The 14,623-nt window shown below is 70.3% G+C and carries 16 protein-coding genes; 7 read left to right on the top strand and 9 right to left on the bottom strand.

The genetic code is table 11. The features are described 5' to 3' along the window. Positions 1–32: 32 nt before the first annotated feature. Positions 33–803: a GTP pyrophosphokinase gene (locus KSO98_RS01120; protein ID WP_225282926.1), complete on the top strand. Its 771-nt coding sequence runs from the start codon at positions 33–35 to the stop codon at positions 801–803. On the opposite strand, the gene KSO98_RS01115 is transcribed toward KSO98_RS01120, so the two are convergent. Next, positions 791–1,282, bottom strand: coding sequence for a MarR family winged helix-turn-helix transcriptional regulator (locus tag KSO98_RS01115; RefSeq protein WP_225282925.1), 492 nt, complete (start codon positions 1,280–1,282; stop codon positions 791–793). The two genes, KSO98_RS01120 and KSO98_RS01115, sit on opposite strands and share 13 nt — an antisense overlap. 89 nt (positions 1,283–1,371) lie before the next feature. Here KSO98_RS01115 and KSO98_RS01110 point away from each other — a divergent pair, with 89 nt between their 5' ends. Beyond that, positions 1,372–2,250: a DMT family transporter gene (locus KSO98_RS01110; RefSeq protein WP_225282924.1), complete on the top strand. Its 879-nt coding sequence runs from the start codon at positions 1,372–1,374 to the stop codon at positions 2,248–2,250. A 72-nt stretch (positions 2,251–2,322) separates the two neighbouring features. Here the strand turns inward: KSO98_RS01110 and KSO98_RS01105 are convergent, their stop codons facing one another. Together KSO98_RS01105 and mshA are read right to left on the bottom strand one after the other, a co-directional pair. After that, positions 2,323–2,814: a type III secretion system chaperone family protein gene (locus tag KSO98_RS01105; protein WP_225282923.1), complete on the bottom strand. Its 492-nt coding sequence runs from the start codon at positions 2,812–2,814 to the stop codon at positions 2,323–2,325. Next, positions 2,811–4,052 carry a D-inositol-3-phosphate glycosyltransferase gene (gene mshA / locus KSO98_RS01100; RefSeq protein WP_225282922.1) on the bottom strand — a complete coding sequence of 414 codons (1,242 nt, stop codon included), beginning with the start codon at positions 4,050–4,052 and terminating at the stop codon, positions 2,811–2,813. Before mshA ends, KSO98_RS01105 begins: the two co-directional genes overlap by 4 nt. Before the next feature lie 120 nt (positions 4,053–4,172). On the opposite strand from mshA, the gene KSO98_RS01095 reads away from it, so the two are divergent. Further along, entirely contained in the window at positions 4,173–4,916 is a 744-nt protein-coding gene (locus tag KSO98_RS01095; RefSeq protein WP_225282921.1) for an SDR family NAD(P)-dependent oxidoreductase, read from the top strand. Between the two features lie 108 nt (positions 4,917–5,024). After that, positions 5,025–5,723, top strand: coding sequence for an aspartate/glutamate racemase family protein (locus KSO98_RS01090; RefSeq protein WP_225282920.1), 699 nt, complete (start codon positions 5,025–5,027; stop codon positions 5,721–5,723). A gap of 9 nt (positions 5,724–5,732) precedes the next feature. On the opposite strand, the gene KSO98_RS01085 is transcribed toward KSO98_RS01090, so the two are convergent. Genes KSO98_RS01085 through KSO98_RS01075 form a run of 3 tightly spaced genes read right to left on the bottom strand, consistent with a single transcriptional unit; the run spans position 5,733 to position 7,496 of the window. Continuing rightward, positions 5,733–6,008 carry a protealysin inhibitor emfourin gene (locus KSO98_RS01085; protein ID WP_225282919.1) on the bottom strand — a complete coding sequence of 92 codons (276 nt, stop codon included), beginning with the start codon at positions 6,006–6,008 and terminating at the stop codon, positions 5,733–5,735. Further along, positions 6,005–6,997 carry a M4 family metallopeptidase gene (locus tag KSO98_RS01080; protein WP_225282918.1) on the bottom strand — a complete coding sequence of 331 codons (993 nt, stop codon included), beginning with the start codon at positions 6,995–6,997 and terminating at the stop codon, positions 6,005–6,007. The genes KSO98_RS01085 and KSO98_RS01080 overlap by 4 nt, the downstream gene beginning before the upstream one ends. A 40-nt stretch (positions 6,998–7,037) precedes the next feature. After that, positions 7,038–7,496 (bottom strand): PPOX class F420-dependent oxidoreductase, encoded by a 459-nt coding sequence (locus tag KSO98_RS01075; RefSeq protein ID WP_225282917.1) that lies wholly within the window; start codon positions 7,494–7,496, stop codon positions 7,038–7,040. 113 nt (positions 7,497–7,609) lie between these two features. On the opposite strand from KSO98_RS01075, the gene typA reads away from it, so the two are divergent. Next, a complete protein-coding gene (gene typA, locus KSO98_RS01070) occupies positions 7,610–9,502 on the top strand; it encodes a translational GTPase TypA (RefSeq protein ID WP_225282916.1) in 1,893 nt (630 codons plus the stop codon). A 104-nt stretch (positions 9,503–9,606) separates the two neighbouring features. On the opposite strand, the gene KSO98_RS01065 is transcribed toward typA, so the two are convergent. Then, on the bottom strand, positions 9,607–10,725 hold the full coding sequence (locus tag KSO98_RS01065; RefSeq protein ID WP_225282915.1) for a CaiB/BaiF CoA transferase family protein: 1,119 nt from the start codon (positions 10,723–10,725) through the stop codon (positions 9,607–9,609). Between the two features lie 47 nt (positions 10,726–10,772). Here KSO98_RS01065 and fgd point away from each other — a divergent pair, with 47 nt between their 5' ends. Beyond that, positions 10,773–11,780, top strand: coding sequence for a glucose-6-phosphate dehydrogenase (coenzyme-F420) (gene fgd, locus KSO98_RS01060; RefSeq protein ID WP_225282914.1), 1,008 nt, complete (start codon positions 10,773–10,775; stop codon positions 11,778–11,780). Between the two features lie 84 nt (positions 11,781–11,864). On the opposite strand, the gene KSO98_RS01055 is transcribed toward fgd, so the two are convergent. Both KSO98_RS01055 and KSO98_RS01050 read right to left on the bottom strand, forming a co-directional pair. Then, entirely contained in the window at positions 11,865–12,542 is a 678-nt protein-coding gene (locus KSO98_RS01055) for a response regulator (RefSeq protein ID WP_225282913.1), read from the bottom strand. Further along, complete coding sequence (locus KSO98_RS01050) at positions 12,539–13,717, bottom strand: sensor histidine kinase (protein WP_225282912.1); 1,179 nt, start codon at positions 13,715–13,717, stop codon at positions 12,539–12,541. The genes KSO98_RS01055 and KSO98_RS01050 overlap by 4 nt, the downstream gene beginning before the upstream one ends. A gap of 122 nt (positions 13,718–13,839) precedes the next feature. On the opposite strand from KSO98_RS01050, the gene phoU reads away from it, so the two are divergent. Further along, positions 13,840–14,490 carry a phosphate signaling complex protein PhoU gene (gene phoU, locus KSO98_RS01045; protein WP_225282911.1) on the top strand — a complete coding sequence of 217 codons (651 nt, stop codon included), beginning with the start codon at positions 13,840–13,842 and terminating at the stop codon, positions 14,488–14,490. Positions 14,491–14,623 lie beyond the last annotated feature (133 nt).

Below are 14,623 nucleotides of genomic sequence, written 5' to 3'. Positions count from 1 at the left end.
GAGCGACGCCGAGTCGAGGAGGACGTGAGTCGATGACCGACCTGGAGCAGGACGGTCCGCCAGAGCTGGGGACCATCTCTCAGCTGGTGGCTGCCGCCGAGCTCGACCCGCACAGCGTCGCGCTGTCGGAGGCCGCCCAGGAGATCAGCCAGTTGCTGATGCCCTACCGGTTCGCGCTCGAGGAGATGCTGACCAAGATCAACATCATCCGCGAGGAGCTGAGCTTCCGGCCCGACGGCAGCCCGATCGAGCACGTCAGCTCGCGGCTCAAGTCGATCGACAGCATCCGGATGAAGGCCGGTCGGATCGGTTGCGAGGTCACCTCCGACGCCATCGGCCACCAGATCTTCGACATCGCCGGCATCCGGATCGTCTGCAGCTTCCTCGAGGACACCTACTGGGTGCTCTCGATGCTGACCAGTCAGCCCGACGTCAAGGTCGTCGAGATCAAGGACTACATCGCGAACCCGAAGCCCAACGGGTATCGCAGCCTGCACGCGATCGTGCAGATCCCGGTGTTCCTGTCCGACTCGATCCGCGAGGTCTGTGTCGAGCTGCAGGTCCGTACGGTCGCGATGGACTTCTGGGCGAGCGTCGAGCACAAGATCTACTACAAGTTCCGCGAGGAGATCCCCTCCGCGCTCGGCGACGAGCTCGCCGAGGCCGCCAGCGTCGCGCACGAGCTCGACCAGCGGATGAGCGATCTGCGCGAGTCGTTGCGCGGCTCGGCAGCGCCGGCTGCAACGGGTGACCAGGACGAGGGCGACCAGGACGGCGACGAGCCGTCGGCTCAGTCGATCTGATCGCCGGAGGCGGCGCGCAGCGAGTGCAGCAGCGCGGTCAGGTCCGCGACCTGGCCGGCGTCGATGCCGGGCTGGGCGAAGACCTCACCGTTGAGCCCATCGGTGGCGCGCTCGACCACGGCTCGGCCCTCCTCGGTGATGGCCGCGAGCACGACGCGGCGGTCGGACTCCCCGCGCGAGCGGGTGACGTACCCCTGCTTCTCGAGCCGGTCGACGGCCGAGGTGACGCTCGTCGGATGCACCTGCAGCAGGGAGCCGAGCCTGGTCATGGGGAGCGCGCCCTCGCGGGTGAAGGCCAGCAGACGCAGCACCTCGTAGCGGGCGAAGGTGACGTCGAGCGGACGCAGCACCGCATCGATCCGCTCCATCAGCAGCTGGTGCACCCGGACGACGGAGGTCACCAGCGCCATCCCGTCGGCCGCGTCGGCCCAGCCGTGCGCGATCCACTGGCGGCGCGCTTCGATGATCGGATCGGACATGGCGACGATCGTAGGGTGCGCGGGCCTCGGCGGACGCCAAGTCCGAAACTCGCTCGTCCAGGCAAAAGAACGACCGATAGCGTCGCCCCGTGACCCCGAGCCGCTCGCTGCCCCTGATCGCCGTCGGCGTGACCCTCCTGCTGTGGGCGAGCGCGTTCGTCGCGATCCGCGACCTCGCCGACGAGGTGCGCCCCGGCGCGATGGCCCTGGGCCGGCTCGCCGTCGGAGCGCTGTGCCTGGGCGTCGTCGCGCTGCGCCGGCGGCCCGTGTTGGTGCGCCCCGACCGCGCGGACTGGTGGCGGATCCTGGCGATCGGCGTGCTCTGGTACGCCCTCTACATGGTCGCGCTCAACGCGGGGGAGCGTCGGATCGATGCCGGCACGGCCGCGATGCTGATCCAGCTCTCGCCGATCCTGATCGCGGTGCTCGCCGCGATCTTCCTCGACGAGCGGTTCACCCGATGGATCGTGCTCGGCCTGGCGCTCGCCTTCGGCGGCGTGATCCTCATCAGTTTCGCCGGACACGGCAGCGACGGTGGTCGTGACCTCCTCGGCGTGGTGCTGTGCCTCGTCTCGGCGGTCGCGTACTCGATCTCGCTGATCCTGCAGAAGCCGCTGATGAGCCGGCTCGCGTCGGTCCAGGTGACCTGGCTGGCCTGCACGATCGGCGCGGTGGTCTGCCTGCCGTTCGCCGGGCAGCTGATCAGCGACCTGCGAGACGCGCCGCTCTCGGCGACGCTGTGGGTGATCTATCTCGGCGTCTTCCCGACCGCGATCGCGTTCACCACGTACGGCTACGCGCTGAGCCACATGAGCGCATCCTCCCTCGGCATCACGACCTACCTGGTGCCGGTGATCACCGTGCTGCTCGCGTGGGCGTGGCTGGGCGAGACGCCGCCGGGGCTGGCGTACGTGGGCGGCGCGCTCGCGCTCCTCGGTGTCGCCGTCGCGCGGCGGCGTCCAGCCTGACCCTCAGCCGACGCGGCACGGGAGCGCGGCGGCGCCGTTCGGTCGGACACGGGGGACAGGCGCGCCCGAGTCCTACCCGGGCTCCCGCTCGAGCCAGCCGCGGAAGGCCTCGAGGTTGGCGGTCGACTCACCGCGCAGGTTGCGCCACTCCCACTCCTTGCGGATCGAGGTGGCGAAGCCGAGCTCGAGGATCGTGTTGAACGACTCGTCGGCGTAGGCCAGCACCGAGCCGAGCAGGTTGTCGAGCTCCTCGACGGCGACGGTCGTGAGCGGCAGGCGGGCGTCGAGGTAGATGTCGCCGAGCTGGTCGAGGCCGAAGGCGACGGCGTACATCCGCATGTTCTTCTCGAGCAGCCAGCGGTAGACGCCCTCGAAGTTCTCATCCGGCTTGCGGCACACGAACGCGTGCACGCCGAGGGCGTGCGGACCGAGGTCGAGCCGTACGGGCGTCTGGAGCTTCTTCTCACCCGGCAGTGCGAACGACCAGCTCTCGCCGGCACGCGTCCACTCGATCTCGTTGGCGTCGAGCCACTGCTCGATCACCTGCCCGTACGCGTCGCTCATGCCCGCACCAGCTCCCGTGCTCGCTCGTAGGTCTCCAGGGTGTGCCGCGCGGTCGCCTCCCAGGTGAACTCGCGGGCGTGCATCAGGGCGCCCAGGGCCAGCGACTCACGCAGCGCGGGGTCGCGGACGATCCGGCCGAGCGCATCGGCCCACTGCTCGGATCGGTGACCGTCGACGAGCAGCCCACTGCGGCCGTCGCGGACCGCCGTCGTCAGCCCACCGACCGCCGCCGCGACCACGGGAGTGCCGCAGGCCTGGGCCTCGACGGCGACCAGGCCGAAGGACTCGTTGTAGGAGGGGACCGCGACCAGGGTCGCGGCGGCGTACCACTGCCCGAGCATCGCCTGCGAGACCGGCGGGACGAATCGCACCACGTCGGCGATGCCGAGCGCCCGGGCCAGATCGGCCAGCGACTCGGGGTGCTCCAGGCCGCTGCCGGACGGGCCGCCGACGATCGGCACCACGAGCCGATGGCGCAGCGAGGGATCGCGGGCGAGGAGGACCTGGACGGCGCGCAGCAGCACGTCGGGCGCCTTGAGCGGCTGGATCCGGCCGGCGAAGAGCAGCACGGTGGCATCGGCCGGCAGGCCGAGGGCGGCCCGGGCGGCGGCCGTCGACGTGGGCGCGAAGACATCGAGGTCGACACCCGGATGCACGACCTCGACCCGGCCGGGGTCGGCGTCGTAGAAGTTGATGAGCTGCTTGGCCTCGAGATCGGTGTTCGCGATCAGCACGTCCGCGGCAGCGACCACCTGCTCCTCACCGATCACGCGCGCGCTCGGCTCGGGGCAGTCGCCCTCGGCGAGCGCGTCGTTCTTCACCTTGGCCATGGTGTGCATCGAGTGCACCAGCGGCACGCCCCAGCGATCGCGGGCCAGCGCGCCGACCTGGCCGGAGAGCCAGTAGTGGGAGTGCACCGCGTCGTAGTGGCCCACCGGGTGAGCGGCCTCGGCGCGCAGCACCTCGCGCGCGAACGTGCACAGCTGGCCGGGCAGCTCGGTCTTGGTGAGGCCCTCGTACGGGCCGGCGGGGATGTGGCGCACGGAGACGCCCTCGAAGGCCTCGACGATCTGAGCCTGCTGCGAGGAGGTCGCGCGCGTGAAGATGTCGACGGCGACGCCCTGCTGGCCCAGGCGGCGGGCCAGCTCGAGGACGTAGACGTTCATCCCGCCGGCGTCGCCGGTGCCGGGCTGGTCGAGAGGGGAGGTGTGCAGGCTGATCATCGCCACCCGCTTCATACCCGCCGCCTCTCGTATGCACTGCCGGACGCCGTGCCGGACTCCTCCGAAGCCTCAACCGCGCCAGTGTCCCGCATGTTCCCGAATACCTGGAGTTCCAGCCGCCCTAGGCTGTCGCCCATGACTCAGAAGACCGCCGTCGTGACCGGAGCCTCCAGCGGGATCGGCGCCGCCACCGCCCGCGCCCTCTGCGCCGCCGGCTACCACGTCTTCCTCGCCGCCCGCCGCGTCGAGCGGATCGAGATCCTGGCCCAGGAGATCGGCGCCACGTCCGTGCCCACCGACATCACCGACCAGGAGTCGGTGGAGAAGCTGGCCGACGTCATCGGCGGTCACCTGGACGTCCTGGTCAACAACGCGGGCGGCGCCTTCGGTCTCGAGCCGGTCGCCGGCGCCGACCTCGACGCCTGGCAGCGGATGTACGACATCAACGTGCTCGGCACGGCCCGCGTCACCCAGGCCCTGCTGCCGGCCCTGATCGCGAGCGGCGCGGGCGCGATCGTGAACGTCGGCTCCACCGCGGCGCACGTCGCGTACGAGGGCGGCGCGGGCTACAACGCCGCGAAGTTCGGCGTGCGGGCCGTCACCGAGGCGCTGCGTCTCGAGCTCTTCGACCAGCCCGTCCGGGTGATGGAGATCGACCCGGGCATGGTGCACACCGACGAGTTCTCCGTCGTCCGGTTCGGCGGCGACGAGGAGCGCGCGGCCGCGGTCTACGCCGGCGTCGCGAACCCGCTGGTGGCCGACGACATCGCCGACGCGATCTCCTGGATGGTCACCCGGCCGGCGCACGTGAACATCGACTCCCTCGTGATCAAGCCACGCGCCCAGGCCGCCGCGCACAAGGTGCATCGCCAGAGCTGAGCCCGGGAAGCCGGGCCGACCCGGCCGTCATGGACCGATCGTTCAGGTCTACCTGGAGTTAACTTCGGCGATTGCGTCTCAAAACGTCTCCGATGCCACACTCGAAACGTGCAGACGATCGGACTCATCGGTGGCATGAGCTGGGAGAGCAGCGCCGCCTACTACGAGGGCCTCAACAAGGGCGTCCAGGCTCGGCTCGGCGGGCTCCACTCCGCGAAGACGGTGCTCGCCAGCGTCGACTTCGCCGAGGTCACCGCGTGCCAGCAGTCGGGTGACTGGGACCGCGCGGGCGCGATCCTGTCCGAGGCCGCGCAGGGACTGGAGAAGGCCGGCGCCGACTTCATCCTGCTGTGCGCCACCACGTTCCACCAGGTCTACGACACCGTCGCGGCCGCCGTCTCCGTGCCGGTGATCCACCTGGCCGACGTGCTCGCGGAGAAGTGCAAGGCACTCGGCATCACCACCGTCGGGTTCCTGTCGACGGCGTACACGATGGAGAACGAGTTCTTCGCCCAGCGGATCTCCGACCACGGCCTCGACGTGAACCTGCCGGACTCGCTGCACATCGAGACGATCGACTCGATCATCTACAACGAGCTCGTCTTCCGCACCGTCGAGCCGGGGTCGCGCCGTCGCATCGCGACCATCGTCGACGAGCTGTGGGACAGCGGCGCCCAGGGCGTCATCCTCGGCGCCTCCGAGCTCTCGCTGCTCGTGCGCCCCGAGGACGTGGAGGTCCCCGTCCTCGACGTCATCACCGTGCACGTCGAGGCCGCCCTCGAGCGTGCCTTCGCCGACGCGGAGTAAGCACCCGCCTCAGTCGAGCAGCAGCTCCGCGATCCGGCGCAGGTCGGGCGTGAGGCTGTGCTCGTGGACCTGGCAGGTGCTGCCGCACAGGTCGAAGTCGTAGACGAAGCTGTCCGGCCGCGGCCGCGGCCTCGCCGGCGGCGTCTCGATCCCGCCGGCGTCCACCGCCGCGACGAGATCGCTGAGGACCGGAGCGCGGTCGTCGTCGCTGTCGAGGTCCACCTCGCCGGTCCGGGTGATCCCGGTGAAGCCGCCCGTACGACGCACCGAGACCAGGCGGGTCATGAGGCACTCCCGCCCGGCCCGACCCCGACGGTCTTCCAGGCCGCCGTGACCTCGTCGGCGTGCGCGCCGGCGGCGGCGACGGTCGCCGCGGCGAAGCCCGCGAAGTCGGTGCCGGCGCTGACATCCGGACCGGTGAGCGCGTCGTACCAGATCCGGCCGGCCCCCTCCCAGGCGTTGCCGCCGATCGCGACGGCCGCCAGGTAGAACGCCCGGTTGGGGATGCCGGAGTTGGTATGGACGCCGCCGTTGTCGTCGGTGGTGTCGACATAGCCGCTCATGTCGGGCGCCTGCGGATCCTTGCCGAGCTGCGGATCGTCGTACGCGGTGCCGGGGTGGGCCATGTCGCGCAACGCTCGGCCCTGCACGGCGGGCAGGAAGAGGCCCTCGCCGATCAGCCAATCGGCCTGCGCGGCGCTCTGGCCCAGCAGCCGCTGCTTCACGCAGGAGCCGAAGACGTCGGAGAGCGACTCGTTCAGGGCGCCGGACTGCCCGGAGTAGGTCAGGCCGGCGGTGCGCTCGGTGACGGCGTGGGTGAGCTCGTGCCCGAGCACGTCGACCGGCTTGGTAAATCGCCCGAAGACCTTCCCGTCGCCGTCGCCGAAGACCAGCTGGGTGCCGTCCCAGTAGGCGTTGTCGTAGCCCCTCTCGTAGTGCACTGACAGCGACACCGGGGCGCCCTCGCCGTCGAAGGACGCGCGGTCGTACACCTCGCGATAGAGGTCGAGCGTCGCCGAGATGCCTGCGGCGGCCTCGTCGACGGCGTCGTCGCCCGAGGCGGGCTGACCGGCCGAGCGGACCACGTCACCGGGCAGGTCGGCGCCGTTGTGGCACGTGTGCACGACCCACGCCGGCGCCCCGGCCGCGCCTTGTCGTACGGGATGCGGGCCGGCCTCGCGCCGGGCGCGCAACGCCCGGTCGACGTCGGTCAGGTGCGGCTGGAGCCGCTCGAGCAGGTACGGCGGGATGAAGTGGCAGACCCGAGTCGTCATGGCACCAGCAAACACCTCACCACCGACGATTTCACGGGGCTCACGCCAGCCGAGCGGGGAACCCTCCGGTCGCGATCGGGCCCCACGAGGCCGGCGTGATGCGGATCAGCGACTTGCCCTGGCGCACCATCGCCTCGCGGTACTCGTCCCAGTCGGGGTGCTCGCCCGCGATGCAGCGGTAGTAGTCGACCAGCGGCTCGACCGAGTCCGGCAGGTCGAGCACCTCGGCCCCGCCGTCGACCTGCACCCACGCGTCGTCCCACTCGTCGGAGAGGACCAGCACCGAGGCGTGCGGCGTACGACGGGCGTTGACGGCCTTCGCCCGGTCGGGGTACGTGGAGATGACGATCCGGCCCTGCTCGTCGACGCCGCCGGAGACCGGCGACAGCTGCGGGCGCCCGTCCGAGCGGGTGGTCACCAGGATCATCCGGTGGCGCGGGCGGATGAAGTCGAGGAGCTCTTCACGGCTGACACGGGTATTCGTGGCGATCTTGGGCACGTGGCCGACGTTAGTAGACGGGCGTCACAGGCACGCTCACGATGCGTGGTCAAGGGCTTCGCGCCGATACCCTGAGAGGGAATCCCAAAATCGCGAAAGTCGAGTGCTCACGCATGTCTGAAAGCAAGTTTGCCAACCTGCGCAACGTCGCCATCGTGGCGCACGTCGACCACGGCAAGACCACCCTCGTCGACGCCATGCTCCGGCAGGGCGGCGCCTTCAGCGCCCACGACCTGGAGTCCGCCGAAGACCGCGTCATGGACTCCGGTGACCTCGAGCGCGAGAAGGGCATCACCATCCTCGCGAAGAACACCGCGATCTACTACAACGGTGAGCACGCGCCCGCCGGTGGCATGACCATCAACATCATCGACACCCCGGGCCACGCCGACTTCGGTGGCGAGGTCGAGCGCGGCCTGTCGATGGTCGACGGCATCGTGCTGCTCGTCGACGCCTCCGAGGGCCCGCTCCCGCAGACCCGCTTCGTGCTGCGCAAGGCGCTCAACGCCGACATGCCGGTCGTCCTGGTGATCAACAAGGTCGACCGCGGCGACGCCCGCATCGACGAGGTCACCGACGAGGTCTACGAGCTCTTCATGGACCTCCTCGACGACTCGCACAGCCCCGACGCGATCAACTTCCCGATCGTCTACGCCTCCGGCAAGGCCGGCATCGCCTCGACGGTGAAGCCGGAGAACGCGACGCTGCCCGAGGGCGAGAACCTCGAGCCGCTGTTCAAGACCATCCTGGACACCATCCCGGCCCCCTCGTACACCGAGGGCGCGCCGCTGCAGGCCCACGTCACCAACCTCGACGCCTCGCCGTTCCTCGGTCGTCTCGCGCTGCTCCGCATCCACGAGGGCGAGCTCCGCAAGGGCCAGCAGGTCGCGTGGATGAAGGCCGACGGCACGATCAAGAACGTCAAGATCACCGAGCTCCTGGTCACCAAGGGCCTCAACCGCGAGCCCGGCGAGTACGCCGGCCCGGGCGACATCGTCGCCATCGCCGGCATCCCGGACATCATGATCGGCGAGACGATCGCCGATGCCGAGAACCCGGTCGCGCTGCCGCTCATCACGGTCGACGAGCCGGCCATCTCCATGACCATCGGTACGAACACCTCGCCGCTCGTCGGCAAGGTCAAGGGCTCCAAGGTCACCGCGCGCATGGTCAAGGACCGCCTCGACCAGGAGCTCATCGGCAACGTGTCGCTGCGCGTCCTGCCGACCGAGCGTCCGGACGCCTTCGAGGTCCAGGGCCGTGGCGAGCTCGCGCTCGCCATCCTGGTCGAGCAGATGCGCCGCGAGGGCTACGAGATGACCGTCGGCAAGCCGCAGGTCGTCACCAAGGAGATCGACGGCAAGGTCCACGAGCCGCTCGAGCGCCTCACGGTCGACGCGCCGGAGGAGTTCCTCGGTGCGATCACCGAGCTCCTCGCGAACCGCAAGGGTCGCATGGAGAACATGACCAACCACGGCACCGGCTGGATCCGGATGGAGTTCACCGTCCCGGCCCGCGGCCTGATCGGCTTCCGTACGGACTTCCTCACCGAGACCCGCGGCACCGGCATGTCGTCGTCGATCTCGGACGGCTTCATCCCGTGGGCCGGCGAGATCCGCGCCCGCAACAACGGCTCGCTGGTCGCCGACCGCTCCGGTGCCGTCACCGCGCACGCGATGACCTCGCTGCAGGAGCGCGGCGTCCTGTTCGTGAAGCCCGGCACCGAGGTGTACGAGGGCATGATCGTCGGCGAGAACTCCCGCCAGGACGACATGGACGTCAACATCACCCGCGAGAAGCAGCAGACCAACATCCGCTCGGCCACGTCGGACAACTTCGAGAAGCTCACCCCGCCGCGCGAGCTCTCGCTCGAGCAGTGCCTGGAGTTCTGCCGCGACGACGAGTGCGTCGAGGTCACCCCCGAGATGGTCCGCATCCGCAAGGTCGTCCTGGACGCCAACGAGCGCGCGAAGACCGCTTCGCGTCTGCGCAAGGCGAACAAGTGACGCTGACCGCAGGTCGGCCGGCCCGTCAGGGCTGATCCAGGTCCGCACGCACGAACGCCGGCCCCGTCGACGACGGGGCCGGCGTTCGGCGTCTGCGCCGGTGGCTACCGCTGGACGACCGCGCCGCTGTCGAGCAGGGTGGTGATCTCGTCGGCGGGGAAGCCGGCCCGCTCGAGGACCTGGGTGGTGTCCTGCCCGGCGTCGTGGATGTCGCCCGGCGGCAGCGCCGGGGTGCGGGAGAAGACCGGTGCGACGCGGGGCGCGACGCCGTCCTTGTACGGCGCGAAGATGCCGCGCGCGACGTTGTGCGGGTGCTGCGGGGCCTCCTCCAGGGAGAGCACCGGGGCGACGCAGGCATCGGTCGGGTCGAAGATGGCGGCCCACTCGTCGCGGGTCTTCGACTTGAACGTCTCGGTCAGCGCGGCGCGCATCTCGGGCCACCTCGCGAAGTCGTACTGCTCGAACGAGAGCCCGGTGCCGGCCATCAGCTCGGCGTAGAACTGGCCCTCCAGCGCCCCGACCGCGACGTGCTTGCCGTCGGCGCACTCGTACGTGTCGTAGAACGGAGTGCCCCCGTCGAGGAGGTTGGCCTCGCGCTTGTCGTGCCAGAAGCCCTCGGCCTTCATGCCGTAGACCATCGTCATCAGCGAGGCGGCGCCGTCGACCATCGCGGCGTCGACGACCTGGCCCTGCCCCGACACCGTGCGCTCGTGCAGCGCCGCCAGGATGCCCATCACCAGGAAGAGCGTGCCGCCGCCGAAGTCGGCGACCAGGTTGATGGCGTTGCGCGGCTTGTCGGCCGAGCCGGTGGCGTGCAGCGCGCCCGTCAGAGCGGCGTACGTGATGTCGTGGCCGGCCCGCTCGGCCATCGGGCCGTCCTGGCCCCAGCCGGTCATCCGGCCGTACACGATCCTCGGATTGCGCGCGAGGCACTCGTCGGGCCCCAGGCCGAGCCGCTCCATCACGCCGGGGCGCAGGCCCTCCACGACGACGTCGGCCGTCTCGACGAGCTTGAGCACGGCCTCGATGCCATCGGGGTTCTTCAGGTCCACCGCGATGCTGGGGCGGCTACGGCGCAGCACGGCGGTGTCGAGGCCGCCGGAGGTAGGCCGGTCGATCCGGATCACCTCCGCCCCGAGCTCGGCGAGCAGGAGACACGCGTACGGGCCGGGTCCGATGCCTGCGAACTCGATGACGCGCAGGCCAGCAAGGGGTCCAGTCATGGAGGGCATCATGCCGAGAACTTGTTCTCACCGGTAGCGTCGTCCACGTGCTGAAGATCGGATACAAGGCCTCGGCCGAGCAGTTCGGCCCCCGCGACCTGGTGGAGTACGCCGTCCTCGCTGAGGAGGTGGGTCTGGACAGCGTCTGGATCAGTGACCACTTCCAGCCCTGGCGCCACGAGGGCGGCCACGCCCCGCAGGCTCTGCCGTGGCTGGCCGCGGTGGGCGAGCGTACGTCCCGGGTCCTGCTGGGCACCTCCGTGCTGACCCCGACGTTCCGCTACAACCCCGCGGTGCTGGCGCAGGTCTTCGCGACGCTGGGCTCGCTCTACCCGGGCCGGATCGCACTCGGTGTGGGTTCGGGTGAGGCGCTCAACGAGATCGCTGTCGGCTCGGTCCCCAACGAGGGGGAGTGGCCCGACTTCAAGGAGCGCTCGGGGCGGTTGCGCGAGTCGATCGCGCTGATGCGCCGGCTGTGGACCGAGGACCGGGTCACGTTCGAGGGCGAGTACTACCGGACCAAGGACGCCACCATCTACGACAAGCCCGGCGAGCCGATCGCGGTCTACATGGCTGCCGGCGGCCCGCAGATGGCCAAGACGGTCGGGCGCCATGCCGACGGCTTCATCTGCACCTCGGGCAAGGGCCCGGACCTGTACGAGTCGCTGCTGAGCGCGCTCGGCGAGGGCGCGGAGGCGGCCGGCAAGGACGTCGCCGGGATCGACAAGATGATCGAGATCAAGCTGTCCTACGCCCACACCCGCGAGGAGGCGCTGGAGAACACCCGGTTCTGGGGTGCGCTCGCGCTGACGCCGGAGCAGAAGCACTCGGTGCACGACCCCTCGGAGATGCAGCGTCTCGCCGACGAGCTGCCGATCGAGCAGGTCGCGAAGCGCTGGATCGTCGCCACCTCGGTCGAGGAGGTCCTCGAGGGGCTGAAGCCGTACGTCGAGCAGGGCTTCAACCACCTGGTCTTCCACCCGCCGGGCGACGACCAGGCCGGCTTCCTGCGCAGCTTCGCCGACGAGGTCGTGCCGGCGATCCGCGCGCTCTGAAACGAGGTCGAGAGGTCACTTCCTGCGCATCGAGTGTCCAGCGACCTGGCCACTCGACCCGCAATAAGTGACCTCTCAACGGCCTCAGAGATCGAGCTTGTAGCCCAGCCCGCGCACGGTGACGAGGAACTTCGGCTCGCTCGGGTCCGGCTCGAGCTTGGCGCGCAGTCGCTTCACGTGCACGTCCAGGGTCTTGGTGTCGCCGACGTAGTCGGAGCCCCAGACCCGGTCGATGAGCTGGCCGCGGGTCAGCACCCGGCCCGGGTTGCGCAGGAACATCTCGAGGAGCTCGAACTCCTTGAGCGGGAGACGCTGCTCGCTGCCGCCGACGGTCACGACATGGCGCTCCACGTCCATCCGAACGGGGCCGGCCTCGAGCGTCGCCGGCGCCAGGTCCGGCTCGGTCCCGCGGCGCAGCACGGCGCGGATGCGGGCGACGAGCTCGCGCGGCGAGTACGGCTTGGTGACGTAGTCGTCGGCGCCCAGCTCGAGGCCGACCACCTTGTCGACCTCGTCGTCCTTCGCGCTGACCATGATGACCGGGACCGCGGACGTGGTCCGGATCTGGCGGCAGACCTCGGTGCCCGAGATGCCCGGAAGCATCAGGTCGAGCAGCACGATGTCGGCGCCGTTGCGGTCGAACTCCTTCAGCGCGGTGTCGCCGTCAGCCGCGATCGCGACCTCGAAGCCCTCCTTGCGCAGCATGTAGGAGAGCGCTTCGCTGTAGCTCTCCTCGTCCTCGACGACGAGTACCCGGGTCACGGGCGGTCCTCCTTGTGAGTGGGGGTGGTGACAAGCGAGTTGGCCCCGTGCTCGGCGCTGGGCAGATGCTGGGGCAGGGTGAGGGTGAACGTCGAGCCCTGTCCCTCGACGGACCAGACGCGCACCTCGCCACCGTGGGTGGCGGCGACGTGCTTGACGATGGAGAGGCCGAGACCGGTGCCGCCGGTGGAGCGGTGCCGGGCCGGGTCGACGCGGTAGAACCGCTCGAAGATCCGGTCGATCTCGTCCTGGGGGATGCCGATGCCCTGGTCGACGACCGCGATCTCCACCGAGCCCTGGTCGGCGCGGGTGGTGACCGAGACGGTCGAGCCGGGGTCGGAGTACGCGACGGCGTTGGAGATCAGGTTGGCGACGGCGGCCAGGACCTGGTCCTCGTTGCCGAAGACCTGCAGGCCCTCGACGCCGCCGGTGTGGACGCTGATGCCCTTCTTGTCGGCGTCGATCGCACTGGTGTCGACAGCGGTGCTGATCACCTCGTCGACGTCCACGGCCTCCGGCGCCTCGAGGGGCTCGTCGCCCTGGAGCCGGGAGAGCTCGATGATCTGCAGCACGAGCTGGGTCAGCCGGTCGCTCTCGGTGAGCATCCGGCCCGCGAAGCGGCGTACGGCCTCGGGGTCCTCGGCCGCCTCCGTGACCGCGTCCGCCAGCACCCGGATCGCGCCGACCGGGGTCTTGAGCTCGTGCGAGACATTGGCGACGAAGTCGCGCCGCACGGCCTCGACCCGGCGCTCCCGGGTGCGGTCCTCGACCAGCGCCAGCACCAAGCGCGATCCCAGCGGCGCGACCCGGGCGGTGACGTGCCGCGCCGGCACGCCCGGACGGCTCATCACCAGCTCGGTCTCGCGGATCTGACCGTCGCGGCGGACCTGGTGGACCAGGTCCGCCAGCTCGCCGGAGAGCAGGGAGGTGCCCCGGACCAGGCCCAGCGCGTACGCCGGTGCGGAGGCCTTCAGTACGGTGTCGTCGTCGTCGACCACGACCGCGCTGGAGCGCAGCACCGACAGGACGGTGGCGACCTCCGGCGGGACCACGGGCTCCTCGACGTGCGGAAGACGGCGCTGCCGATCCTCGCTGATATACCAGGCCACCATCGCGGAGGTGGCGACGACGGCCCCCAGGAGGGCGGCGAGGAACGCCTGCGTCGTTGGGTCCACCCGCACAGCGTAAGGCTCGACTTCACCTAGGTTTCGCGATCTGGACGCTCCGAGAGGGAACGTTCACGCACGGTTCACCCGATCGCCCCGCCCTGTCATCTACCCTGCGTAGGCTCGAAGGCATGCGTTACGCGTTCCATGACCAGCTCGACGGCGTCTTCAGTGACCTTGCCGAGATCTGCCGCCAGGTCGAGACTGCCGTCCGACTCGCCACCGAGGCGCTGCTGAACGGGCGCGTCGAGCTCGCCGAGCAGGTCATCAGCGGTGATGCCGAGATCGACGCCGCCCGCGAGCGCGTCGAGGAGACCGCCCTCCAGCTGCTCTCGCTCCAGGCCCCTGTCGCCGGCGACCTGCGTACGGTCGTGGCCGCCCTGCGGATGGTCAGCGAGCTCGAGCGGATGGGCGACCTCGCCGTCCACGTCGCGAAGATCGCCCGCCTCCGGATGCCGCACTGCGCTGTCCCGGACGAGGCCCGCGGCACGGTCGAGCGGATGGCGGAGGTCGCCGAGGACATGGTCGCCCGCGTCGCCGTCATCATCGACGAGCGCGACGTCGACCAGGCCGAGGAGGTCCGTCGCGACGACGCGGAGATGGATCAGCTGCGCCGCTCCAGCTTCACCCAGCTGCTCAGTGATGAGTGGACCGGTGGGGTGGAGGCGGCGGTCGATCTCGCGTTGCTGGGGCGCTACTACGAGCGGATCGCGGATCACGCGGTCGCGGTCGCGGGACGGGTCGTATTCGTCGTCACCGGCCAGTCCCGCATCAACGCCTGAGCCTGACGGCGCGTCGCCGGCGTTGTCGTCGCTCGGCGGTCGCTCCGCTCCCAAGACCGCCTTCGCTCCTCCGCCTTGGCGCCGCGCGCGTCATCTCAGGCGTTCGCCTGAGCCAGAAGCAGCCGAGCCCGCC

The organism is Nocardioides nematodiphilus, assembly GCF_020216525.1.
Classification (GTDB): domain Bacteria; phylum Actinomycetota; class Actinomycetes; order Propionibacteriales; family Nocardioidaceae; genus Nocardioides; species Nocardioides nematodiphilus.
Note: the sequence above shows the minus strand (reverse complement) of the source record. Positions and strands in the feature narration are given on the sequence as shown.